Origin of the sequence: Allomuricauda sp. M10 (assembly GCF_020782875.1) — a bacterium.
Classification (GTDB): domain Bacteria; phylum Bacteroidota; class Bacteroidia; order Flavobacteriales; family Flavobacteriaceae; genus Flagellimonas.
Genome location: NZ_JAJGBN010000002.1, coordinates 643,046 through 668,894 on the forward strand (window position 1 = coordinate 643,046; position 25,849 = coordinate 668,894).

14 protein-coding genes and 2 tRNA genes are annotated in these 25,849 nt (G+C 43.2%); 8 read left to right on the plus strand and 8 right to left on the minus strand.

Going from position 1 to position 25,849, the window contains the following annotated elements; genetic code table 11:
- Window positions 1–4 precede the first annotated feature (4 nt).
- The 5 genes from LKX84_RS07970 (at window position 5) to LKX84_RS07990 (ending at window position 3,949) form a co-directional block, all read left to right on the plus strand.
- On the plus strand, window positions 5–460 hold the full coding sequence (locus LKX84_RS07970; RefSeq protein ID WP_228236603.1) for a hypothetical protein: 456 nt from the start codon (window positions 5–7) through the stop codon (window positions 458–460).
- A gap of 39 nt (window positions 461–499) precedes the next feature.
- On the plus strand, window positions 500–952 hold the full coding sequence (locus tag LKX84_RS07975) for a hypothetical protein (protein ID WP_228236604.1): 453 nt from the start codon (window positions 500–502) through the stop codon (window positions 950–952).
- Between the two features lie 138 nt (window positions 953–1,090).
- Entirely contained in the window at window positions 1,091–2,065 is a 975-nt protein-coding gene (locus LKX84_RS07980; RefSeq protein ID WP_228236605.1) for a hypothetical protein, read from the plus strand.
- Window positions 2,066–2,115: 50 nt separating this feature from the next.
- A complete protein-coding gene (gene dcm, locus LKX84_RS07985) occupies window positions 2,116–3,357 on the plus strand; it encodes a DNA (cytosine-5-)-methyltransferase (RefSeq protein WP_228236606.1) in 1,242 nt (413 codons plus the stop codon).
- The gene (locus LKX84_RS07990) at window positions 3,341–3,949 is read left to right on the plus strand and encodes a hypothetical protein (RefSeq protein ID WP_228236607.1); all 609 of its coding nucleotides are present in this window, start codon (window positions 3,341–3,343) and stop codon (window positions 3,947–3,949) included. The genes dcm and LKX84_RS07990 overlap by 17 nt, the downstream gene beginning before the upstream one ends.
- On the opposite strand, the gene LKX84_RS07995 is transcribed toward LKX84_RS07990, so the two are convergent.
- The 3 genes from LKX84_RS07995 to LKX84_RS08005 are packed head-to-tail and all read right to left on the minus strand — an operon-like array spanning window position 3,950 to window position 5,747.
- The gene (locus LKX84_RS07995; RefSeq protein WP_228236609.1) at window positions 3,950–4,390 is read right to left on the minus strand and encodes a GNAT family N-acetyltransferase; all 441 of its coding nucleotides are present in this window, start codon (window positions 4,388–4,390) and stop codon (window positions 3,950–3,952) included.
- Window positions 4,390–5,310, minus strand: coding sequence for a cation diffusion facilitator family transporter (locus LKX84_RS08000; protein ID WP_228236610.1), 921 nt, complete (start codon window positions 5,308–5,310; stop codon window positions 4,390–4,392). Before LKX84_RS08000 ends, LKX84_RS07995 begins: the two co-directional genes overlap by 1 nt.
- 5 nt (window positions 5,311–5,315) lie before the next feature.
- Window positions 5,316–5,747 (minus strand): RpiB/LacA/LacB family sugar-phosphate isomerase, encoded by a 432-nt coding sequence (locus LKX84_RS08005; protein WP_228236611.1) that lies wholly within the window; start codon window positions 5,745–5,747, stop codon window positions 5,316–5,318.
- A gap of 595 nt (window positions 5,748–6,342) precedes the next feature.
- Between LKX84_RS08005 and rnr the strand changes: the two genes are divergently transcribed.
- From rnr to LKX84_RS08020, 3 genes are read left to right on the plus strand one after another with little or no spacing between them, the layout of a single operon-like run.
- Window positions 6,343–8,526 (plus strand): ribonuclease R, encoded by a 2,184-nt coding sequence (gene rnr / locus LKX84_RS08010; RefSeq protein ID WP_228236612.1) that lies wholly within the window; start codon window positions 6,343–6,345, stop codon window positions 8,524–8,526.
- Between the two features lie 52 nt (window positions 8,527–8,578).
- Entirely contained in the window at window positions 8,579–9,259 is a 681-nt protein-coding gene (locus LKX84_RS08015) for a head GIN domain-containing protein (protein ID WP_228236613.1), read from the plus strand.
- 3 nt (window positions 9,260–9,262) lie between these two features.
- Window positions 9,263–9,925 carry a LysE family translocator gene (locus tag LKX84_RS08020; RefSeq protein WP_228236614.1) on the plus strand — a complete coding sequence of 221 codons (663 nt, stop codon included), beginning with the start codon at window positions 9,263–9,265 and terminating at the stop codon, window positions 9,923–9,925.
- A 31-nt stretch (window positions 9,926–9,956) separates the two neighbouring features.
- Here the strand turns inward: LKX84_RS08020 and LKX84_RS08025 are convergent.
- The 5 genes from LKX84_RS08025 to LKX84_RS08045 all read right to left on the minus strand — a co-directional run bounded on the left by LKX84_RS08025 (window position 9,957) and on the right by LKX84_RS08045 (window position 25,838).
- Window positions 9,957–10,027: transfer RNA gene (locus LKX84_RS08025), tRNA-Cys, on the minus strand.
- Window positions 10,028–10,123: 96 nt separating this feature from the next.
- Window positions 10,124–10,195 (minus strand) — tRNA-Cys (locus LKX84_RS08030).
- Between the two features lie 61 nt (window positions 10,196–10,256).
- Window positions 10,257–10,613: a dihydroneopterin aldolase gene (gene folB / locus LKX84_RS08035; protein WP_228236615.1), complete on the minus strand. Its 357-nt coding sequence runs from the start codon at window positions 10,611–10,613 to the stop codon at window positions 10,257–10,259.
- Window positions 10,614–10,657: 44 nt separating this feature from the next.
- Complete coding sequence (locus LKX84_RS08040) at window positions 10,658–11,608, minus strand: type IX secretion system membrane protein PorP/SprF (protein WP_228236616.1); 951 nt, start codon at window positions 11,606–11,608, stop codon at window positions 10,658–10,660.
- Between the two features lie 19 nt (window positions 11,609–11,627).
- Window positions 11,628–25,838: a T9SS type B sorting domain-containing protein gene (locus tag LKX84_RS08045; RefSeq protein WP_228236617.1), complete on the minus strand. Its 14,211-nt coding sequence runs from the start codon at window positions 25,836–25,838 to the stop codon at window positions 11,628–11,630.
- Window positions 25,839–25,849 lie beyond the last annotated feature (11 nt).

Consider the following 25,849-nt stretch of genomic DNA (forward strand, 5'->3'; position numbering starts at 1 on the left):
ATCGATGATAACCGAAAGAGATAAAATCAGTAGGGTTTTTAACATTTTCCATGATGGTACTATCTGTGGTTATGAAGAAATATTAAATGGGCTCAGAATTAAAATCGACTGCTACTATCTTTCGTCAAGATTAAATCCTGAATTTGATAGTTTTTTTATAGATATAATAGATCAATCAAAATTTGAATTCATACCATGGTCTCCAAAGGAGTATTCGCGGAAAAGAATATCTGATTTAAAAATAATCCGTAGATGGGAGTTCAATATTTTCAGGTGTAAAATAGAAAATGCCGGTTACCAAATTGATGTTGAAATAGAAAATGCTAAAACGGCCATGATTGGTGGTAGTTTTAATTTTGAATGTAATGGTATTCGAATTTATGATCAATCAAAGTCAGAATTGACATTTAAGGAATTGTCTAATTTAAGTGATAATTATTGGGCTCAGTTTAATGCTTAAATTAAACAAGCAATTTTATGGAAGGTCAACAATTTGAAAATGAGTAGAGTAAAATCCTTTTTATCTGGATTGGATGACTATGAATTAGCCTATTTTGCCAGATTCAAGCTTCTGACCTATATGAAGGCCACTCAATCGGAAATCAAGGAGTATTTGATTGAAAGAAACTTGAACGAATCCAAAATTGACCGTTTAATTTCGGAAAATCCAAAATCTAAATTGAACGATGAACGTGAAAGGTGTCCTAGGTGTTATTCGGACAAAATCCGAAAGGATCAAGTGGAGTGGACCAACACCAGTGGCGGATTTGGAATAGAAGACGAAGTTGCCACGTGGGATGGATTGGGGGGCCGCGCAACATATAAAAATGAAGTAATATGCAATGTTTGTGGGTTTTGGCTTGAAGACCCCAATCAAGAAAAACCCCTGCCAACATCCAAAAAGGTACTCAATGTGATTTGGGACATTTTATTGGGGGCTCTGCGGCGTTGATTGATTTCGAAGTAAACCATTTACAATTAATTTTTCCAAAACAAACCATACGGCCCTTTGGTCAATCCATATTCCGCAACGGTCAAGTGTTGGGCCTTTCAACCATTTTAGGGCCTTATTTTAACGGAAAACTTCTACATGACCTACACCCTTGTCACCCTCTTTTTGGTTGGCACCACACTCCTTTTCTGGCTGTATAAAATGATGTGCAACTGCTTTTGTCGGTCCTTTTGCGCGTGGAAAGACCAAAAAAGCGGCTCCCTGATCACCAAAGAAGCGACCATTTTGTCTATCAAAACCATAAAAGAAGGAAGAAAACCACTGTTGGAACTGTTGGTGGTCTTTGAAAACCTTTCCGGATTTCCCATTCACCGAAACGTTCGTGTTTGGGACAGCAAACCCTTTTTGAGCCGGTTCCAAACCGATGACAAAATTTCCATTGCGTTGAACAAATCAAGAAGGCCCAAAGACCCTGTCTACCTAGCTGTTGGAACTTGTGACGTTTCTCTTTTTTTGCTGTTGGCATGTAGCATAAAAATCATGGTTTATGTAACCGGATGTTATCTTTTGGTGGGGGAAGCGCTGAACCGCATTTGGGACGCTCCCGACCGTTTTGAATGTGCTTTCAGTACTTCGGAAATCCCAGAAATTTTTATGATCTTACTTGCGGTGGTCCTACTGCTGCACTTTTTGCTCAAAAAAATCGGTTGGATGGAAACAGGACTTACCCGCTCCCAAAAGTGGGACTTATTGTATTACGGTAAAGGTACCTCTGCCACCATAAAAGAATGTAAGGATACCGGCACCAAAATCCGTGGTGGGCATGTGCTTCACGTAACCTATGTGTTTGAAGATGAAAGAGGTCACCTTTTTGAAGGGTCGGACAAAAAAATAGTAGGTGCCCTGGAAAAAATTTCGCTAACGGAAATGGACCGCCTTGAAATCATGTATTTACCAAACAATCCTTTCGTTTCCAAATTGACCGAAAACCTGGAAACCCCGGACATGTCCAAATTCATCAGCGCTCTTTTTCTAGTAGTGGTATTTGTATTCTCCGCTGTGGTGATTGGGTTGTTTTCCCATGTGGTTTTTGCCCCAACGGCCGTCCCATAAACGGAATAAATAAGCATCGGTTAAACAAAAGATTAATCCTATTTTTGAGCATGCAAAAACTAAAGGTGTGTGAACTTTTTGCCGGCGTAGGCGGTTTCCGTTTGGGGCTTGAACATACGGACCACTACAAAGTAGTGTGGAGCAACCAATGGGAGCCCTCCACTAAAACACAACACGCCTCTAAGGTGTATGAGGCCCGTTTTGGGTCCGAAAGCCACTCCAACCAAAACATTGAAGAAGTCCCGACTTCCGAAATTCCAGATCACGACCTTTTGGTGGGCGGCTTTCCCTGCCAGGATTATTCCGTGGCCACCAGCCTTAAAAATTCGAAGGGGCTTTTGGGCAAAAAAGGAGTGCTATGGTGGTCCATTCATCGCATTCTTTCCGAAAAAAAGAACAAGCCCAAATATCTTTTTTTGGAAAATGTGGACCGCCTTTTAAAATCGCCATCCAACCAACGTGGGCGCGATTTTGCCCTTATGCTCCGTAGCCTTTCAGATTTGGGCTATGCCGTGGAATGGCGCGTAATCAATGCGGCCGAGTATGGAATGCCTCAGCGCCGAAGGCGCGTTTTTTTTCTGGCGTATCACAAGTCTACCCCATTGTTCAAAACCATTCAAAAAACTGGTGCCACAGATTGGCTTTTAACGGATGGAACCATTGCTACCACCTTCCCCGTGGGAGAAACTGTTGAAAACGTGCAACATTTTGCATTGGATAAAGACCTGGTTTCCATTTCGGAGTATTTTAATGCCAAAAAAGGGTTGTCACCCTTTCAAAATACGGGTATGTGCCTTAATGGCAACGTGACCACTTTCAAAACCGCACCTTCTTTTGATGGTCCAAAAACCGTACTTGCTGACATTTTAGAAAAAAAGGCTGTTAATCCAGATCTCTTCATTGATGATACGGAGCTGGAAAAATGGACGTATTTGAAAGGTGCCAAAAAGGAAATCCGCAAGACCGTTGCTGGTTTTGAATACCATTATAGTGAGGGAAGCATGGTGTTTCCCGATGCGCTCGATCAACCTTCCAGAACGATCATAACCGGTGAAGGCGGCAAATCGCCTTCAAGGTTTAAACACGTGGTCCAAACCTCCAAGGGGCTCCGAAGACTATCACCAGTTGAATTGGAACGGTTGAACATGTTTCCGGACAATCACACCCAATTGGAGGGAATCCCAGATGCCAAACGTGCATTTTTTATGGGAAATGCCTTGGTTGTAGGTATTGTGGAACGGATAGGTTCTACCCTGTTCCGGAAACATTCCAAAATTGAAGAGCCACTTTAAAGCTGACCTATCCAAAGAAAAACAATTAACCCCCCTACTGGATTACTATTACAAAAACCGTTTGAAACACTGTAGTTTTGAGCGCGTTGATGACCTTAAACTTCAAAAGGCCGGGGTAGATCTTATCCTTACCGACCAGCGGAACCACTCCAATTACTATGTTGATGAAAAGGCACAATTGGATTATGTGAACGAATGTTTGCCCACTTTTGCCTTTGAGCTGTTCTATCGGAAAAATGGAAAAATACAAGAGGGTTGGTTCCTTGATGAATCCAAAAAGACCCATTTTTATGCCTTGGTGACGAGTATTTTTTCTGATGAAGAAGATGTATTCACTTCGTGCAACATCACTTTTGTAAACCGGGAAAAATTGACTGCCCATTTATCACAAAAAGGGCTTACTAGAAATTTTTTAAGGGAGATTTCCTTGGTGCATAAAAATCTTCATGGGAAAATGGAACTGAAAGAACTCCATCCCAAAAAGGAGGGTTATCTCTTCTTTTCCACCCAAAACAAAGCCGAAAAACCCATCAACCTTATCCTAAAATTGGATTTTTTGGAGAAAATAAGGGTGGTAAAGCGGTTGGTTTGATTACTTTTTCAACATTCGGGTATGGGGAATACCGTCTTCCAGATATTCTTCACCAAAGGCTACAAAACCCAAATCGGAATAAAATTTTAAAAGATAGGATTGGGCCGAAATTTCAATAGCAGTATTGGGGAACCTTTCTTCAACAGCTGCAATGGAAGCCTGCATGATAATCTTGCCATAACCAAACTTTCGCTGGTCCTGAGCCACCACTACCCTGCCAATACTGGCATTTTTAAAATAATCCCCAGGTTGAAAAATTCGGGTGTAGGCAACGACTTGTCCGTTTTTGGTGCCTACAACATGTATGGCTTTTTGATCTTTGTTGTCCAAATCCAAGTACACACAATCTTGTTCCACCACAAAAATCTCACTGCGGAGCCTTAAAATTTGGTACAGCTCCGTGGTGTTGAGTTGTTCAAAAGTCTTAACACTGATTTCCATCAATCCTGTACAATTACGCTTTTGGAATCACATTTGTCAAATTCCGGTTGAATGTTGACATGGTTGATACCGTGTTTGTGATAAAGATGTTCTTCGATTTCAAGCAAAATAGAATCGAACTGGGAAAGTTTGATGTCCTCAACAAAATCAATATGGGCCTCCATATGTACCTCATCTTCATTTAGTTGCCAGATATGAACATGGTGCACATTTTTCACTTGATCTATGGTACAAATGGATTCCACCAAATCTTGAATGATGATGGTCTTGGGCGTAAAAAGCATTAAAACCTGGGTAGATTCTTTCAACAAATCGTACCCCATATAGATCAGATAAACACCAATAGCCATGGTCAAAACGGCATCTACCCAATAGATTTGATAAAACTTCATCAAAATACCACCGACCAAAACGGCCACGGAAGCCATCATATCTGTTAATAAGTGCAGATAGGCAGACTTCATGTTCATATTGTTCTCGGAATCCTTTTTCAACAACAGCACACTGAAACCATTACCCGCAATGGCAATCAAGGCAAGCCAAATCACCAAGTTGGATTCGATTGGTTGCGGTTGAAAAAGTCGCTCCACCGCTTCTTTCATCAAGATAATGGCCACTACCACCAAAGTAGCGGCATTCACGAAAGCAGCCATGATCTCGGCCCGTTTGTAACCAAATGTCTTTTCTTTACAGGCTTTCTTTTTTCCTAGTTTGGTAGCCGCATAACTGATTACCAAAGAGAGTACGTCACTAAAATTGTGCAAGGCATCCGACAACAAGGCCAAACTACCTGAAATAAGTCCACCAATAATTTGCGACAACGTAATGGCCACATTCAAAAAAATGGAAATAAGCAGGTTCCTTCCCTTTAAATCGGGATGGGCATGTGAATGGCTATGATTGTGATGGTGGTGTGCCATGTTTTTTAGCTGCAGGGAATTTTCTCTATCCTACGTTCGTGCCTTCCACCAGCGAATTCAGTATTCAAAAAGGTTTCCACCATATCCAGGGCTTGGGGCATGGAAATAAAACGGGCGGGAAGACTTAAAATATTGGCATCGTTATGTTCACGGGCGAGTTGGGTAATTTCCTTGGTCCAACAAAGGGCTCCCCTAACTTTTTGGTGTTTGTTGATGGTCATGGTAGCACCATTTCCACTTCCACAAATCACAATGCCAAAATCTACTTTACCTTCTTCCACATCGGTGGCAACGGGATGGGTAAAATCAGGATAATCCACACTATCGGTACCATCGGTACCGTAGTTGAACACTTCAATTCCCTTAGACTTTAAAAGTCCAACAATAGCTAGTTTATAGTCGGTTCCGGCGTGGTCGTTTCCTATAGAAATTTTCATGGTTTAGGTATTTTGAGGATACCTAACAAAGGTACAACATCTTTCTTATGTGGTGGTGTTCATAAAAATCACCAAAAGTTTATATTCCATTAAAAAACAACCTATTAACAAAAGGTACGTTTTGTTCATTTTTTTAAGAAAAATAGAAGTAACTAAATTTTGTTATTTCAGAAAATGGATCAATTACAATTAATTTCCAATGTTGGTGCGAAATTCGATCAAAAATTAATCAACCACTTGAAAACAATTTATCCCAATAATTAACATTAAGTATACATTTACTTTTCAATAAATTGATGTTGAAAACGGTTATCAAAAATCGTGGATAACATTTCTAAAAGCTTGATTCTTAATTTTTTTTTAGGCTTATAAATTGTGAACAAGCTATTTTGGATGTTCAAAGCAAGATTTGCTTCAAAATTTTATTCCACATTTCAACAATACATCATCATCATCATTTTTTAAAATTTCAAAAAAGAAGAAAAAAGATAGTATTGGTTGTTGTTGATAAAAGAACGTATTGTTTGTGATTCTGGTATCAATCGTTGTGGGCCAAGAATTATAATTCGTATTTTTCAAAAAAATAAGGACGTAAATGTCAAAGAAAAAGAAGAGGGCCAAGGGTCAGCGGAAGAATGAGATAACGAAAGGCATTTTTACGGTTCTGGAAAAGGAACCTTCCAAAAGCTTCAATTACAAGCAAATAGCATCTAAATTAGATATTACAGATACCCAGGATAGAAACGAATTGATCAAACGCTTGGGCCAGCTGAAGGCCTCGGACCGCATTGCGGAAGTGGAACGCGGCAAGTATCAAAAGAAACCCACCTTGCATACGTATTTTACCGGTAAGGTAGATTTGACCTCCAGCGGAAATGCCTACGTAATCGTTGATGAACTGGATCAAGATATCTTCATTCCCAACAATAGATTGAACAAGGCTTTCCATGGCGATACGGTGGAGGTGTTCCTGAAACCTAGCCGGAAGGGGAAAAAACCAGAAGGTGAAATATCCAAAGTATTGGAACGTAAAAAGAGTTCCTATGTGGGTATTGTGGATAAACAGAAGCGCTTTGCTTTTGTAAGACCTACCGATTCCAGAATGTATACGGACATTTTTATTCCCTTGGATAAGCTAAAGAAAGCCGAAGATGGTGATAAAGTGTTGGTAAACTTGGGAGAATGGCCGGATGATGCCGAATCTCCATATGGAGAAATCGTGGAAGTACTGGGCAAACCAGGCGAACACAATACGGAAATCCACGCTATTTTAGCTGAGTACGGGCTTCCTTATGAGTTCCCTTACGAAGTGGAACAGTTTGCTAAAACGTTGGATACCTCCATCAAGGAATCTGAAATTGCCAAACGAAGGGACATGCGCGAGGTGCTCACCTTTACCATAGATCCCAAAGATGCGAAGGATTTTGACGATGCCCTTTCCTTTCAGAAAATGGAAAATGGCCATTATGAGATTGGGATCCATATTGCCGATGTTTCCCATTATGTGGAACTGGGTACGGTGTTGGAAGATGAGGCCTATGAAAGGGCCACTTCGGTTTATTTGGTTGATAGAGTGGTTCCCATGTTACCTGAAGTTTTGTCCAATTTGGCTTGTTCACTTAGGCCGAATGAGGAAAAATATACGTTTTCCGCTGTTTTTGAAATAGATGAAAAAGCAAAGGTGGTGGACCAATGGTTTGGCAGAACGGTCATTAATTCCAATGAACGGTTTGCCTATGAAGAAGCCCAACATATTATAGAAACAGGTGGTGCACAGATACCGGAAGAAATTTCCATTCGGGGTAATACCTATTCGGTATCTGATGAAATTGTGGATGCTGTTCTCACCTTTGACCGATTGGCCAAGATGATGCGCAAGGCACGTATGGATGCTGGGGCCATTTCTTTTGATAAGATCGAAGTGAAATTCAACCTGTCCGAAAACAACGAACCGGAAAGTGTCTATTTCAAAGAAGCGAAGGATGCCAATAAATTGATTGAGGAATTCATGCTTTTGGCTAATAGAAAAGTGGCCGAGTTTATCGGTAAGCAGAAAAAAACGTTTGTCTACCGGGTACACGACAAGCCGGATGAGGAAAAACTGATGGCTTTAAATGGCGTTATTTCCAGATTTGGACATAGTATCAACCTCAAGGATAGAAAGAGCATCAACAAGTCCCTAAACCAGTTATTGGAAGATGTTAAGGGCAAAAAAGAACAGAATTTGGTAGATACCTTGGCCATACGAAGTATGAGCAAGGCCATCTATACCACCGAAAATATTGGCCATTACGGTCTGGGCTTTGACTATTACACGCATTTTACCTCGCCAATCAGAAGATATCCGGATGTGATGGTACACCGATTGCTGCAGCATTATTTGGACGGTGGCCAGCAACCCAAGGCCGTTATTTATGAAGAAAAATGCAAGCATTCCTCGGATATGGAACTATTGGCCGCCAATGCGGAACGGGATTCTGTAAAATACATGCAGATCAAGTTTATGCAGGATCATAAGGACCAAGAGTTTTTAGGTGTGATTTCTGGGGTGACCGAATGGGGCATTTATGTGGAAATCATTGAGAACAAATGCGAGGGAATGGTCAGGATCCGCGATATTCGTGATGATTATTACATTTTTGATGACCGCCAATACGCCATAATCGGCGAACGTACCAAACGTATGTACCAGCTGGGTGATGAGGTGTATGTTATGGTGAAGGATACCGATTTATTGAAAAGGCATCTCGACTTTTCGTTAATCGGAAAAAGGGAATAATACTATTTTGGAATAAAATTTGTTATCCTTTTGAGAACCAAATTTTTATAACATGAAACAAATTACGCTTGTTATTATGTTTCTTACCCTTTCCGGTGTAATGGCACAGGAAAAAACCGTTACAAAGAGCCTACAAAAGTTTACAGATGTTAAAGGCTTTGATGGACTTGCCATTAATCTCATCAAGGGAAAAGAAAACAAAGCCGTGATTACCGGTGCCAATACGGATAAGGTGGCCATTGTTAACAATGATGGGGTACTCAAAATCCGGATGGAAATAGATAAAATCTTTAGTGGTTACCGCACCTATGTGGATCTTTACCATACCGAAGATTTGGTAGTAATCGATGTGAACGAGGATGCACGGATCAGTTCAGATGCCACTTATGTGCAGGATGTTTTGGAACTAAAAGCACAAGAAGGAGGCGAACTGGAAATCAATTGCCAGGTGGACCAATTGTTGATTAAAGCGGTTTCTGGTGGAAAGGTTTTGACTTCAGGTTTTTCCAATAACCAAGATGTGATCATCAATACAGGAGGTGCCTATACCGGACGTACCTTTAAAACCAAATTCACAACTATTAGTGTAAATGCAGGAGGTAATGCCGAAATTTATGCCACTGATTATGTAAAGGCAACCGTAAAGGCTGGCGGAGAGGTTCTAGTGTATGGTGATCCTAAAAAGATGGATGAACATACCTTGTTCGGAGGAAAAGTAAAAAGAGTAAAGTAAAGAATGATTGAAGATATCCAGGCAGCGATCCCTTTAGGATTTTTATTGAGCTTTATGATAGGCCCTGTGTTCTTTGTTTTATTGGAAACCAGTGCCACAAAGGGTTTTAGGGCAGGAGTTAGCTTGGATTTTGGAGTGATCATTGCTGATATTGTTTTTTTGATCATTGCCTATTTCAGTAGTTTTCAACTATTGGAAAATTTAAGCAATGAACCAGGGCTTTTTGTCTTTGGGGGAATGATCTTGTTGGTCTATGGCATTTTTCTCTTCATAAAAAAAGCAAAGAAGCGAGCCAATGTAAAGGCAACCAAAGGCACCTATCTTAGTCTTTTTGCCAAGGGATTTCTTTTGAATTTTATCAATATAGGTGTATTGGCCTTTTGGTTAGGGCTTATTATTGTGGTGGGTCCTAGTTTGGACAACGAACCTGATCGTATGGTTGTTTTCTTTGGAACAGTAATTTTGGTTTACTTCGGAACCGATCTTTTAAAGATCATTTTAGCCAAACAATTGAAACGGTATCTCACCCAAGAACGGATAGTGCTTATTAAAAAAGGGCTTGGAATTATATTGATTATATGTGGTATTGTTCTGATTACCAAAGGATTCATTCCAAGGGATAAATTTGATATAAAGAACGAGATAGAAAAAATAGAGAAGTTATAACAAAAAACCCAGCACTAAGTACTGGGTTTTGAGGCATCGAGCGGATTCGAACCGCTGTACAAGCTTTTGCAGAGCTCTGCCTAGCCACTCGGCCACGATGCCATTTCGGTTGGCAAAGCTATAAATATTTTATGAATTTTTAGATGGTAAAATATCTAAATAAGTAGTGCGATAACTTTAGCAAAAAGATTATCTTTGAGGCATCGGGTGGACTCGAACCACCATTGAAATCCTTGCGGGACTTTGTCTATCCAATTCGACCACAATGCCGTTTTCGTTGTAGACAAAATTAAAAAAAGTTTAACATTGCAGCCTTTTTGTAGGTTGCGGTTCATCGAGTAAATCGGAGTTTCACCGAAACACTCTCCACATCTCCGCCTATGGGCGGATTTATTTTTGCTACCTCTACCTCCACTTCCGAAACTTCATTAAGTTCTTCCAGAACACGGTCACAGATGCGTTTGGCAACATGTTCCAAGAGATTGGAACGTACCATCATCTCTTCTTTTACAATGTTGTTCAGGTGAACATAGTCCACAGTTTCATGGAGCTTATCGGATAATGCGGGTCTTTCCAGATTGGCGGCTATTTCAAGATCTACCCTATAGTCACTACCTATAAGCATTTCTTCTTTTAAACATCCATGATTGGAATGTATCCTGATGTTTTTTAGCTTAATTTTTCCCACGATAATGCCTTTAAAGGGGCAAAAGTAGGTTAAATGGGGCTAAATCAATACATACACCTACAGTTGCTGATTCCTTGAAAGAGGTCCATACCAACTGTAACTACGTGAGTACCGGTACTATATCCAAGGATTTCATTGGTAATGACCTGATAGGAATACCCAAAATAGAAATTGTTCTTTTTAAACCCGGCAATAGGTGCAATATATAAGGGTTCTCCCCATTGATCGTTCAAAAAACGATAGGTTAGGCCCACATAGTAGTAGTCCTCAAAATCATGAAAACGAAACTTGGCATTAAGGTCGGTAACGGAACGGCCATCACTTTCAAACCATTGGAAGAAAATGGAGGGTTCTATCTCCAACTTGCTATTCTTGTTCTTCATGATGCTGTACCCCGTATATGCATAATAGTTTCTAAGGGTATTGGGCTCAAAAGTAGGATTGAAGCGCTCCAAATTTTTGGGTAGGATGTTGGAGGCGTTCAAACTGAAATAAAACTTATCATAACGGTACAAAACCCCCAAATCAAAATTATGATTGGTAGTGGCCTTATCATCCGTGGGAAGCTGACCGTTGTTTTCGGTAAAATTCTCCACATCTATCCTAAACTGGTTAAAGTTATAGGAGATACCAAATGATAGAAAAATATCATCATACCTATCCAAGGTAAGGTGGTGGGCAAAAGAAACCCTGGCACCTCTTTGCTTGGTTTCCCCGTTACTATCATTGTACAACAACATTCCTATACCAGAACGGTTCCCGATCCTGGCGTCCGCGGCCAAGGTTTGGGTATCCGGTGCGTCCTTGATGCCTACCCACTGGGTAAGCCCGTTCAAACGCACCTTTATATGGTCCCCGATACCTGCATAGGTCGGGGACATGATAAAGGGGTTGTCTGCAATATATTGTGAAAGCTGAGGTATGGTCAACTCTTGTCCATTGGCACTAAGTGCCAAAATAAATAGGAGGACGGTTGAATATACTTTTTTGAACATGGGGTCAGCAGGTTAAGCGTTATTGTCGATACAGGGTAAAGTGGCCTACGAACTCTCGATCGTCAAGATCACCTTTCAGTTTAACTACATACCAGTAGTCGCCTGTTGGCAATGGTTTTCCATCGTAATCACCATCCCAACCTTGGCTATCTCGGGTCATCTCTTCCACTACTCTACCATAACGATCGTAAATCTTAATTAGTGCATTTGGGAAGCCTTCTAAATGCTCTGGTAGCCAAGAATCATTCAGTCCATCACCATCCGGTGTAAAGAAGCTTGGGAACTCCACATCAATAAATTCCATAAATATCTCAGCCTGAACCTCACAGCCGTTCTGATCGATAACGGTTACCGTGTAGGTATCGGTTCTGTTGATATAGAAGATATTGTCACTACCATTGTTATGATCGTTGAAATAGAAGGTGTATTCTTCCACTCCACCGTTGGCAACAGCAGAAATCTGGTTGATGACGTTGTTCTCCAATACCAATGTCAATGGTTCGTAACCCTCAATGGTAAAGTCGTAGGTGATCATACATCCATTGGCATGTGCAATGGTCAGATAATGGTCGCCCGGTGTCATATTTCTATAATCAGCGGTCAATTGCATATCCGCAGGATCGGTAGAATCCAGAGCGTACAATACATCAGCGGAAACAGATGGATCTTGGAACACAATGTTGAGATAATTATCTGGAATGTTACCGGTACACTCGTACATTGGGGTTACGGTGGCGGCCAAGTTTACGCCAGGTTCAATTTCCACGAACACATTGGTTTCGCATCCTTGGGCATCCCTGATGAAGACCACATGGGTACCAGCAGTCAAGTTTTGGAACAAGAACTGGTCTTGAACAAAATCTGCATCTGCATTGGAGTTCAACGCGGTTTCATAAGGAGCCGTTCCTCCGGTTACCTGCAATTCAAAGGAACCATCGGCACTGTTGTAACACACTTCGTGCATGATGTTCACCGCCTCGGCCTGAACAGGTTCTGGTTGGGTAATCTCAAACTGGAAGGTGATGAAACATCCATTCACATCCTGGGCGATTACATCATAAATTCCAGGCGCCAAATCGGTAAAGGTATTTTCTGAATCAAATTGATTCAAGTTTGGAGAAATGGCATAGAAAATCTGTCCGGTTCCTCCAGAGACTTCCACGGTAATGGTACCGTCGTTCATTCCTGAACAGGTAACATCGGTGAATTCTTCACGATCTACTTGCAATGGTGCAGGATCAACTATCAGGATTTCTGGAGACACGTCAACGCAATCCTCGCTGGTCACCCGTACATAATAGCTTCCGGCAGGTAACATGTTGAAGGTGCCACTGGTTTGTGGTCCAGCCAACAAGTTTGTCAAGGCGGCATCACCGAACAATTCGTAGTTGTAGTTACCTAAACCACCTGTTGCAGAAGCAATAATGGTAGCAGAAGCTTCTCCCATACAATTTATGAAAGCGGCGCTTTCGTCAATATTCAAAGTAAGCGGTGGAATAGGATCAATGCTGACTTGGTTGGAGATTTCAGCCTCACAACCGTTTGTGTCACGTACATAGAATTGATAAACCCCAGCACTTACCGTAAGGGTAACCGAGTTACCGCTCATTGGGGTAAAGCTGATATTATCGCTACTGTATTCGTATGAACCATTTCCTCCGGAAGCGGTCAATCGAATCTCGGCATCGTTAAGACAGGTCATTTCAGTTACCTGTACCAAAGAAGCCATTACTTCGGTTGGTTCATTGATGGTCACTTGTGGAGTTTCCAGACTACAGTTCCATCCATCGGATACGGTGATGCTGTAAATACCAGCAGCCAATCCTGTAAAGGTGTTATTACCCTGTTCGCCAGTAGTAAAGACGATGTTGGTTCCGGTTGCATCATAGATGTTCAACTGGTACACATAAGAACCTTCACCTCCAGCAACATTGTAAGCCCAAACAGCTGCACTATCGTCACCGTAGCAGGCCAAATCAATTGGTGCTGCATCAATATCGGCAGTGATCGGTAGTGGTTCGGTCAAAGTAAGCGAATTGTCCACCATTTCACATCCACCGTTATCGGTAACCCTAACTTCATAAGCTCCGGCAGAAAGTCCTGTGAACACATAACTGTTCACATTGTTTACTGTATACACTTGTGAAGTGGTAGTGTTGGTCAGTATGATGTCATAAGGAGCATAACCGCCCGTTGGGGCCACCAATATTTCCCCTTGGTCATTGGTACAGGTTACATTGGCCACTTCCTGTGGAACGAATGCCAATGGGCTGCTTGGGGACATAATGGTAATGGTATTGGAATCCTCGGCACAGAACGGATAACCGGTTTCGGTTACACGTACGAAGTAGTTTCCACCTACCAATGCAGGATCGGTGATGCTCAACGGGTTGGTTGAAGTATTTCCCGTTCCTACGATACCTGTTGTGGTTCCGTTGGCCATGAACACCTCATAGTTATAAGCACCGGTATAGCCAGTTACATTGATTTCCAAAGTACCCGCATCTCCAAAACACATGGCAGGAGAAGTAGCCGTGGCAGTAACGTCTATGGTATCATACGGAGGAATGGTATAGGCTACCGTGGTTATGTAACAACCGGTAGCATTATCCGTCACCCTGAAGGTATATGTTCCAGGAGCATACATCTCGAATGTAGCCGTGGTACTCGTTGGAGTACCTGTCAATGCACCATAGGTGTTTCCAATTGGCAACAGTTCAAAGGTATAGGTATTGGTTACATCACCATTATCGGTAACGGTCAACAATATTTCCTCGTAATTGGCACAACTAATAGCTGTTGTCTGGGTAACGGCAACACTGAACTTGTTGATAGTTGGTATCATCACAGAAGTTGTGGTGGTACAACCGTTACTATCCCTTACATACAAAGTGATGTTTTGATCAACCCCAGTATCCACAATAGCAAAGGTGTTAGCAGATTGGAAGGTTACATTATTCCTACTGTAGAAATATGGTCCCGTTCCACCAACCGGGCTAATGGTTACGGTTGAAGTGTTCACCGAATTGTTTGGATTACACACAAAATCCGTGGCTACGGCAGTAGCGGTCAAAAGGGCTGGTTGTCCAACAGTAACATCGAACGTATCCTCACAAGCCCTGCTAGAAATCACCCTTACACGGTAGTTATCCGCAGGAAGATTATCGAATACCAAGCTAGACTGTGCAAATCGGTACGGTGTTCCAAGGTTTGACATTTGGTAAAGCTCATAGGTATACAATGGATCAACCACGGTTGAAGGATCCATTACCACAGTCAAACTTCCATCTGAACCGCCAAAACAGTTTACATCGTCAATGGTTACATTGTTGATAACTGGGTCTACCTTGTCATCCAATTCTTGGGTAACTACATAAGTACATGGTGTAGCCGTATCATTATCCGTTACGGTGAAGGTATAAACTCCAGGCTGAATAAGTCCTGTGAATACACCCGTTGCATTGCTGGCAGTAGTAAATCCATCAGGATAAACCACATCAAATGTCAAGTTAGAAGAACCTCCACTAACATTGATGGTAATCTGACCTCCTGGATCAACAGTACAATCAATCGGTTTTACAACAGTTGAGGTTGCCGTCATGGCATTGGTCAACACTACTGGTCCAACAGTAGTAGTACAAGACCACTGATCAGCGATCAATACCTCATAAGAACCAGCGCCCAAGTTTGAGAATATCGGGTTGGTCTGTGGAGATCCAACGTTGGAACCATTGCGGATCAACTGGTAGGTATAGTTGCTACCTTGACCACCTGCGGTACCTACCACTTCAATCTCACCTTGAAGGTTGGTACAGTTTTCTTGGTTGATCTGTAATGTGGCCGTAATAGGCGTTGGATCTACCAAAGTAACGGTATCAACCATTTGGGAACATCCACTTGAGTCAATGACCCATACTTCATAAGTTCCTACAACCAATCCAGTGAAGCTTGGGCTGGCAACGTAATCACCAGGACCAGTTGGACTGGTGGTTCCCACATAATAGGAATATCCACCCCATCCACCGGACACATTGGTCACCTGGATTTCGCCATCGTTACCCAAACAGGTAATGTCGGTTACCACGGTTGCTCCTGTAATGGCAGCGGCAGGTCCAGCAATGTTGAACGATTCACTGTACACACAGGCAGAACCTGGAGGGTTGGTATCGGTCACTTCAATATAATACGTACCAGCCGCAAGACCAGTGATGGTAAAGCTTCCATCGGCATCAGATCCGGTGGTCATCACGTCATCGGCCAAGTTGGTCGGCGTATTGTTGATATCGTAATAAAGCGTATAGCTGGTTGCACTTGCGTAGGTTACGCTAGAACCGTCAACCAAATTCAACTCTACTGTTCCATCGGTATCCCCAAAACAAGTGATATTGGTAGTACCTACAACGATTAGATCTAATACTTCTGGGTCAGCCACTTCGTGGGAAACAGTAAGGATACAACCCGTTACGGTGTTTCTCACCTCAAAGTAATGCACGCCAACAGAAAGACCAGTAAAGCTGCCAGATGCTTGGAAAGTACCAGAAGGCAATTCCCTAAATTCATAGTTGGCAGGATCCGTGGTTGAGTTGGTGATAGAGCCAATTGCGGTGATGGTGATATCTTCACCCGTTACACAAGTGGCAACGGCATCCACAGCAATGTTTGCAGAGTCCAAACTATCAAACGGAGCTATTACGGCCGTGGTAGTTCCCAAACAGCCATTTTCATCATATACATTGATGGTATAGCTACCCCCGTTGATGTTGGTTTCCGTATATACAGGGTTACTGCCAGATTGCACCACTACAGAACCGGCATCATTGATAAATTCATAGATCACATAGGTTCCACTACCTCCGGTGATGGAAGCAGTATCTATGGTAATAGTGGCATTATTGGTGTTGTTACCCGCGGTACATCCGAATTCAACAACTGTTGGAGCAGGAACCACAATGGCAGCAGGCTCGTTGATGATGATATCGAAAATATCCACAAAACAGCTGTTAGATCCTACACCACGAACGCTGTAAGTACCAGCTGGAAGGTTTTCAAAAGTAGTACCGTTCAACACGGCGCCAGCTGGCATTGGGCTAAGCGTATAGGTCAATGGATTGATTCCGTTGTCAATTTCAGTAAGGGTAATGCTACCATCACTTCCACCAAAACAGCTCACATCCATATGGGTTTCTGTAAAGGAAGGCAGCGGCGCATCTGGCACATCAATTGTGATGGTCTTGGAACAGTTTGGCGGAGCAGTGCCCATATCAAAAACAATAACGTTATAACTACCAGCCGCTGCGGCACCCGTCCACGTGAATGGATTGGATGGAAGTACACTTCTTACCTGGTCGTTGGTTCCCGGACCATCTATCATGTATTCGTAGTTACCAGAACCAGCAATAACGGTTATTTCAATTTCTGCGTTGGCGGCGGAGCCTGGCTCACAATCCAAAGCAACGGTTTGAATGGCGGTAAATTCCAAAGGAGCATGGACCGTAATCGTGTCAGTATCCATACATCCATTGCTATCAAGGATGGCAACATTATAAGTTCCTGGAGCTACATTGTTGAATACGCCACCATTGTCAACATAAGTTGCTCCTCCATCCAAAGAATAGAAGATTTGTGCGGCAGCACTTGTAGCATTAATGGTTACCGAAATTGGGGTCGAACAGTTGTCAATTACAACACTGTCAATGGTTGGGTTTGGCGTTAAGGTCAGTGGCACAGTTCCCAAATTCACTCCACAACCAAATTGGTCTTCCATGGTGATATCGTAGTTTCCTGCAGGTGAATTGGCAGGAATCTCGATTGGGTTATCGGAAGTTGAGGTAATGGTCGTAAATCCGACAGGACCGGTTACGGTGTAGGTATAAATGCCTCCGCCGCCAAGTGGGTTTTGGATCTGTATCAATCCAGGAGCATCACAAGTGATGTTCTGAAGCACGACTGGAGTTCCCGTTAAAGGATCCAATTCTATTAACAGTTCATTTTCCGTAGCACCCACACAACTGTCAACGTTGCTTCCATCAACCTCAATTACTTCAATATAATAGTTCCCGGCGGGTAATCCTGTCAATGTAATATCTTGTGGGGAAGAGTAGGGAACAATGCCGCTACTACTCACCAAAACAGGGGAACCAGAACTCATGTCGTAGAAGTTCCATCTGAATTGTGTTTCAAATGGGGCTTGGTTATCAGTTACAGTATAGGTAATGCTTCCGTTGCTCAAACCAAAACAACTTGGGGTAATCGTTGAGGTGATTTCCAATGGAACGGTAATCAAATCATTAACGTTCACATTACTTTGTCTAACACATCCTCCACTATCCCTTACATAGAAAACATAAGTTCTACCTGGAACTAAACCTGTCCATTGGTACATACCATGTCCTGCGGTTACGGGGTTGCCCAAATTGTCAACACTTCCACCGGCATTCCAGGTGGCGGTTGCGGGATTAAAATTTGCCGGATCATCAGAATAGGCATAATCATATCCAGGTGAACCTTCAGAACCTTGAACGGTTACTTGTAACTCATTACAATTTACAACCAAGGCAGAAATGGTGATATCCAAATCATCCAAAGGATATGGAATAATAAATGGAGGTAAATCCGTCTGACAAAGGGTGTTCCCCAGTCCGTCCACGGTTCTCATGGAAGGATAAACGGTATCGCCTGAATTGTAACCTGTAAATTGATCAGATACACCGGGGTTGGAGTTATCCCCAATCCAAGTGGTACCACCATCGGCACTGAATTCAATGGTGCCCAAAGTTGTTGGGTATCCGGAGAAGCCAAAACCAAAATCGTTTGGATCACCGGTACAGGTTGCAGGGGTGATTCCCGCTACAACTCCGGTCAATTCATCAGGATTATTGATGGTTTGGGTATCTGTTATGGTACAACCTGCGGCATCGGTTACATTAATGGTATAGTTACCCGGCATTAAGTTGTAATATGTTCTGGTTGAGGCCAGTACATTGGTATTGGTTTGGTTGGAAGCACCTCCATTGTCCAAATCGATGATTTGGATGGTGTAAGGGGCCAAGCCCGAAGTGATGTTTACCAAAATAGAACCCGTTCCATCATGACATTGTGGGTCAGTTGGGGTAACGGTCATGGTCAGAGGTACTCCAGGATTAACGGTCACCGTTTCCATATATTCACAATATGGAGCAGTAGCAGAATTATCCCTTACGTACACATCATAAGTACCATCATTTCCGGTAGTTACAGAATATACATTAGATGTTGTGAACAGACCTGTTGGGTCTCCTCCCGTCAATACGAAAGCATATTGCAAAGTAGGCGAACCTCCAGAAGCGGTTACTGAAATACTACCATCGGCACATGTAGAAATATCCACTACTTGCACTTGGGCAACCAAGGCATCCACAATGGTCACGTTCTGTTGTACACCAAGACATCCGTATTGATCACGAACGTCGATAGTGTAGGTTCCGGCGGTCAAGTTTCCATAGGTAAAGCTAGTACCGGTTGAAGGTGTTGGGGTCATCCAAGGACCTCCGTTCAGGCTAAATTGATAGTTTCCGTTACCACTGGTCACATCCACTTGAATACTTCCATCATTGTTTCCGCTATAACAAGCGGTTGGCGTAGTGGTAAATACAATTGGGGTTGGGGCCACAACGGTCATGACCGTGGTAACATCCTCACACAAATTGGTATCTCTTGCCCTAACCACATAATCTCCGGCAGTAAGGCCGTTGAAAACGGTTGAAGATTGGAAAGCCACCAATATACCGCCAACACCATCTTCCAATTGGTACTGATAGGTTGGGGTTCCTCCCGTGGCAGCTGCCGTAATGACGGCCCCTCCGTTGGTACAGGTTAATTGCGTGGTAATGGAAGCCGTAACGTCCAACACCGCAGGTTCTGTCAATGTTTGGTTGAGCACCACGGAACATGCAGGATCCCTAAGGTCTACAATGGTGATACTATGGTTACCTGCCGCTAATCCATTTACGGTTATCGGGCTGGCAAATTGGGCCGCAGAAACGGCACCACCATCCACTTGATAGGTAAAACCGATAGCAGGGTCAAAATTTTCAGCTTCAAAAGTGATGGAACCATCAGCCGCGCCGTTACAAGTAAGATTGGTGAAGTTGGTAATGGCAGCATCAAAAGCATGTCCGTCTTCCACGGTAACGTTCAAAGTCAAGGACTCTGTACAAACTTCAGGGGTCTGGAACGCTTCAATATCATCTATAGCGATATCGTTTCCGCCAGTTACGGCAGAATTGGTTCTGATAACAATATCAAGATTGGTGTTGGCACCCGGATTAAGGGTTACGGTGTAGTTTTGCCAGTCGTTGGCACCATTATTTTTAGGAACATTTCCTGTAGTGGTACTGGCGATAACGGTTCCGCCACCATCTACCAACTGAATGTCGATATCAGGATCGGCACCACCTGTTCCATTTCTCAACAGGTTGAAGGCCCAAAGGGAAATGGTAATGTCCCTGTTGGGCACTACTTCAATATTTCTTTTAGCGTAAATTATCCCATTAGGACCTACAGCACCGCCTACGTTCATGGCCAAGAACCTTCCATTGGCCAAGCCAGAATGGTCATTTGGGCTTAACCATGTACCATAAGGATTCACAATGGTCTGGGTAACAGAGTATTCCCCATCTTGAATGTGGGTATCTATACCCCAACCACATGAATTTACGGCCCCATTTTGAGGTTCGTAGCAATAGGCCGGATCTACTTCTGGTATACTGGTATTTGGACCGGTTCCGAAAGTTTCCAACAACAACACACTGGGAGTTGGCGCAATATTGCTGGTATAGTTTACCGTAATGGTATGACTGCCAACGGCTACATCTGTAAAAATGTTGGATGTATTGGGCGTGTTAGGGTTACCATCAATTTCGTAAGTGTAGTCAAAGTCAGTGCTGCTAGGAGTAACCGTAATTGTACCGTCACCATCACACTCATAATCAATAGATGTAGTTGCTGTTGGAGGGGTTGGTTCCGGATCAATGGTAACCGTCATAGGATAGCTACACAAGTTGGCATCCCTAATGTAAAGGGTATGTGTGCCAGGTAGCAGGTATCCAATGGAACTGGCACCATAAGTGGAACCACCATTAAAGCTATATTCATATGGAGCGGTACCTCCGATGGCATTGGTAATCCTTACCTCAGCACCCATTCCTGGGTAACATTCAGCAAGAGCGGTAACCGCAGCGGAAGCAGAAAGCGTCAAAGGTTCGGTTATGGTATAGATCTGGTTTACCACACAATTGTTGGCATCCCTAACCCGAATGTTGTAACTACCAGCAGGTTGATTTACAAACGTGTTGGAAGTCTGATACGTTGCACCATTGTTAATGCTGTACGTATAAGGTGCTTCGCCTCCAGAAGCTGTAATTGTAATCTGGGCTTGAGATTCTCCACTACATAATATACCAGTGTCCACCACAGAAATCACCAATGGAGGATCTTGTGTAATCGTAATATCATAAGTTGCCTCACAATATCCTGAAGCACCACCATTATCTCTTACATAAACATCGTAATCTCCAGCACCTGTAACGGATACTGGGTTTGTAGTTGAAAAATCCCCGGCGGTTGGAGCAACACCATTGGCCACAACGGCATACACATAGTTTCCATCTCCACCTGCAGCTGTGATGGTCACATCGGTATCGGTGGTACAAGCTGTAATATTTGGAGCCGAAGCCACAACACTCAATTCAGGATCAATGGTAATGGTCTCGGAATCGAAACAGTCGTTGCCATCCCTTACAGAGATGGTATAGGTGCCAGCACCCAATCCAGTGAACACATTGCTGGTTCCATAAGGACCTCCATTTAAGCTGTATTCGTAGTTGCCATCACCACCTGAGGTAACGTTTGCAGTAAGGGTCAATCCAACAGCATCGTCAAAACAAATATCATTGGGAACAATGGCCAAAACCGGGGCCACCGCTTGAATAATGTCAAAAGTATCCGTGAACACACAACCATTGGCGTCTGTTACGGTAAAAGTATAGGTTCCACCAATGTTCAAATTGGCATATAATCCATTGGATTGTGGACCTGTAAGTACGTAACCAGCAGGGGCATTTGTAATTTCGTAGGTATAACTTCCCCATCCTCCGGAAGCCACAATGGAGGCATCACCATTGGCAACACAGGTAGGCTGATTTACAGTAACAGGAGCCGTAATGGCAGCTGGTGGAGCCGCAATGGTCACATCCGCTGTATCGGTACAGGTTGTAAAGTTATCGGTTACCGTAATGGTATAAGTACCTTCGACCAATCCAGTCAATGAAATGGTACCGTTGGTTTGTGCACTTCCGGAGAAGTTGGCAGGACCAGTTATGGTATAATCGTAATCGGTGTTAAAGCCTGCAACAGTGTATAGCAATTCACCATCACTGGCCCCAAAACAGGTTATATTTCCTATCAATTGACCCACCACAGAAATTTCGGTAACAGGATCAATCGTGAAGGATTCGTCATAAGAACATCCGTTTGCGTCGGTAACACGGAACATATAGGTATCTGGTGACAAACCGGCAAAAGTGGCATTGTTTCCATTGTTCACAGCACTTCCGGCAGGTGAAATAATTTCATATACCAAACCAGGTGTTCCGCCAGTAGGTGTTACCGTTACATCGGAAACAAATGTTGGACAGATTGGATTGGTGGCCGAGAAACTCAAATCCGTTGGTGGATCCAAAGGATCGATAGTGATCGAATTGGTCACGAAAGTACATCCGTTGGCATCCCTTAAGGTGATGCTGTATGTTCCATCAGTTAAGTTGGAGAACGTTGGAGAGGCACCAAAAGTGACCCCGTCAATACTATATTGATATGGGGCAGTACCGCCAACAACATTCTGCGCTTCAATAATGCCATCTTGCAAACAGGTATAGCCCTGTACCAATACCGCATCGGCATCCAAAGAAAAAGAAGGTGCAGAAATGGTATGATATTCAAAATAGTCGCAGGAAGCACTTCCTTTACGTTGGTTGATGACCACTACATAATCGCCACTTGCCAAACCAGGGAAGTTTCCGGAGGCGTTGGTCGCCAAAGCATTGGCATAGTTATAGTTGTTTTCGTCAAAGCCGGTTGCATCAAACAGGTAATAGGTAAGTTGGTACCCATTGCTGTTCAGTAAGTTGAACGTTATGGTTCCGGTTGTATCACCATAACACAACACATCGGTTGTGGAGGTTGCATTGAAGTCGGCAGCAGGCCTGAACTCAATGGTTACGGTGTTTGATATATCATAGCAGTTATTCCTATCAACAACGATGAAGGTATACTGTCCTGGATCGTAGATATCAAAAATTTGGCTGGTCTGGAACGCCGAAGCAGGAACAGAAGTAACGTTCGGATACGAAATAATGGTGTTTCCACCGTCATCCACATAGGACCAAATGGCATAAGTGTGAGGTGTTTTTCCTCCTGTGGATTCCATCAAAATGTTACCTTCCTTACATGTGATGTGCTGGGACACCCTTGCAGTAAGTTCAAGATCGGTTAGATCATTGATGGTGATTTGTTGGGTATAGGCACAACCGTCATCGGTGGATACTGAAATATCATATACGCCATCAGCAAGGTTTTCAAAGGTGTAGTTGTTATCGGTTGATGGTCCGTAGGTGTCCACCACTGTTCCGCCCAAAGAGACTTCATAATAGTATTGAGGCTCTACATTGAGCACCGAAATGGATATCTCGCCCAAACCGTTACAATCGGTGTCTTTGGAGGTTACATCAACTTGAAAATCCCTTTCCAAGATTCCGATGTTGTCCAAAACGAACACACAACCATCAGTAACCCCCTGTTGTCTCATTTCCACCATGTAAGCACCATTGTTGGCAATGTCAAAACTTGGGCTGGTTTGATAAGGAAACAATATGGCACCTGTGGTTTGATTGCGCAACTGGAACTCGTAGGTCAACGGCATGTTGGTGACCGTAATGTTACCGGGAGTGTTACAGATAATATCGCTAGAGTTGTATTGTGGGTCTAGCGGGTTTTTGTAAATATTGAAATAGAACCTCGTGAAACATCCATTTTGATAGTTGATCACCAAGCGGTATTGTCCTGAATTGGAGGCCAAAAAGTCGTTTCCGGTATCAACGGTGTTCCAGGTACAGCTTGCATTGGTGTTGGAGCAACCATCGGTAACCGCAGCACAGCTGGCTTCGTCCAATTGTTGCCAAACGATGCTGGTGGCATCTGGAATGTTGATTTGAAGCAACTCGGTATCGTTCAAACCACAAAGGAAGATTTCTGGGGTTTCGCTACCGTCATTTGGACACACGATCACATCCCCATCAATAGTGTTGGAGGTGTCATTGATCAATGCCGTAATGGGGTTGGATTGTACCGAACCGAACAGGGTAACCACAATGGTCTCCTCAAAATCTTTACATGGGTCGGCAACCTGTTTGTCAACGATATAGGTTCCGACTTCGGTAACCAACATGGTACTTGGGTCATTGTCAGAATCGGCATCGGTAATCACGGTATCTGTGCCAACATCAATTTGGCCGTTTCCGTTTTCGTCCCTGTACCAAATGTAATTATCAAAATTGTCTCCGGCATCCAACAATACATTGTCACCACAAAGTTGCACTGTTCTGCTGAAGTTACAGGCACTTAGGTCATCCAACAAAAAGTTGGTGGCGCCTGGCGTACCAAATCCACAACCATCAAAGTCGGAAACACTGGGGTCGTCCGTAATCTGGGCAGTATTGATAGCTCCTTGATAGGTGGAATACGCCAAGTTTTGGATGATATCCGTACAGGCATCAATAAAGTCGAAACAGTTTTCTGCCACTTGCACACGCATACGAATGGTAGCGGCAGGATCACCCTCCTCAACAATGCTGTTCGGAATGGTAAATACAATGGTCCGGGTAGATGGATCATAAGTATAGGTGACACCGGCAGGCATGGTAATACTGGACTCATCCAAAGTTACGTTGATGGGCAGTACGTCCCTGATGGTATAATTGATGGCGTCATCATTACCCACGTTCTGGAATCGAAGCACATAGTCCAAATATTGGCCCAAATGAACCCCTTGTCCGGTAATGTCGTTACCCCCAATGTCCTCTACGGTTTTGGCCAAGTTCATCAAAGGTTCAATAATCTCCACATCCAAAGAGGTGAAGAAAATATCATATTTATCTTGGGTTGAAGATGCCCGTAGTGTTGCTCCCGTCTCGTCGTTCGGGATTACCGTTTGGTTGGGGTTGGGAATGGTAAACAGGTCCACGTCCCATCCCAAAGTGTTGGTACTGTTTGGGTTACGGGTGGTTACGATGGAACCTTCGTTGGTAATGTTACTGTTAAAAAAGTTGTTGGATGGATTGACCGTGTTGGACAATGTAGTAAAGGAACCATTGCTGTTGGCCCTAATGGCTAATTGGTCACCAGTAATACGGTTGTCCCCTTCCAAGGCGGCAACACCCAATTTGGCGTTTACCGGAAATGGGGCTGGCAATGTTGTGAACCCGCTAAAGGGGATATCTACAGTCTGTCCGGATTTGATACCGGCATACCCGTCAAAAGTAGTGATATATTTACCTGGAAATGTGGGGTTTTCATATACTACCACCAAGGACCAACCCCCAGAGATACCTCCGGTAATGCTGCTGCCGGAACTGGCACGTACGTTGGCCACAAAATATTCTCCATCAGGATTAGGAAGTGCTGTTAATAAAGAAGTTACATCCTTATAACAGGCATAGGGGCTGTAACTGCCAAAATCGGAATCGTTGTATCCATCAAACAGGATTTCATCCGCAGTAAGGTTTACATAAGAACCGCCCGGAACTTGGAATTTTACTTGGTTGAAATCACTTCGGTTAGTTTCTTTATAAACGGCTGACCAATACAGTCCGGCATATCGGATCAATGAACAATCTGAATCGGGAACCGTTAATGTGGCGCTACTCGAACTAAAAGTAGTGGGGTCACTATCAACATCAATATATTGCATGTTGAGGTTATCATTGTAGGACGAGTTGCTCCCTGTAGAGTTGTATGGGTCTTCGGGATCACTACTATTCGTATCCCGGTTCACTATATTGTTGGCAATAAAGGTAAGATCACCCTTAAGTCTGTTTTCATAACGGACTTCAAAGTTGTTCTTTACCTGAGCCTCACCCGTAACATAAAACAAGAGAATACAGGCGGCAATGCCCCATCTGAGTAGAGATTGTTTCATAGGTTTGGTTG

What these genes read in the sequence shown, in the direction of transcription:
- LKX84_RS07970 (WP_228236603.1), top strand. Translation starts at nt 5, where the DNA reads ATGATAACCGAAAGAGATAAAATCAGTAGGGTTTTTAACATTTTCCAT.
- LKX84_RS07975 (WP_228236604.1), top strand. Translation starts at nt 500, where the DNA reads ATGAGTAGAGTAAAATCCTTTTTATCTGGATTGGATGACTATGAATTA.
- LKX84_RS07980 (WP_228236605.1), top strand. Translation starts at nt 1,091, where the DNA reads ATGACCTACACCCTTGTCACCCTCTTTTTGGTTGGCACCACACTCCTT.
- dcm (WP_228236606.1), top strand. Translation starts at nt 2,116, where the DNA reads ATGCAAAAACTAAAGGTGTGTGAACTTTTTGCCGGCGTAGGCGGTTTC.
- LKX84_RS07995 (WP_228236609.1), bottom strand. Translation starts at nt 4,390, where the DNA reads ATGGAAATCAGTGTTAAGACTTTTGAACAACTCAACACCACGGAGCTG.
- LKX84_RS08000 (WP_228236610.1), bottom strand. Translation starts at nt 5,310, where the DNA reads ATGGCACACCACCATCACAATCATAGCCATTCACATGCCCATCCCGAT.
- LKX84_RS08005 (WP_228236611.1), bottom strand. Translation starts at nt 5,747, where the DNA reads ATGAAAATTTCTATAGGAAACGACCACGCCGGAACCGACTATAAACTA.
- rnr (WP_228236612.1), top strand. Translation starts at nt 6,343, where the DNA reads ATGTCAAAGAAAAAGAAGAGGGCCAAGGGTCAGCGGAAGAATGAGATA.
- LKX84_RS08015 (WP_228236613.1), top strand. Translation starts at nt 8,579, where the DNA reads ATGAAACAAATTACGCTTGTTATTATGTTTCTTACCCTTTCCGGTGTA.
- LKX84_RS08020 (WP_228236614.1), top strand. Translation starts at nt 9,263, where the DNA reads ATGATTGAAGATATCCAGGCAGCGATCCCTTTAGGATTTTTATTGAGC.
- LKX84_RS08040 (WP_228236616.1), bottom strand. Translation starts at nt 11,608, where the DNA reads ATGTTCAAAAAAGTATATTCAACCGTCCTCCTATTTATTTTGGCACTT.
- LKX84_RS08045 (WP_228236617.1), bottom strand. Translation starts at nt 25,838, where the DNA reads ATGAAACAATCTCTACTCAGATGGGGCATTGCCGCCTGTATTCTCTTG.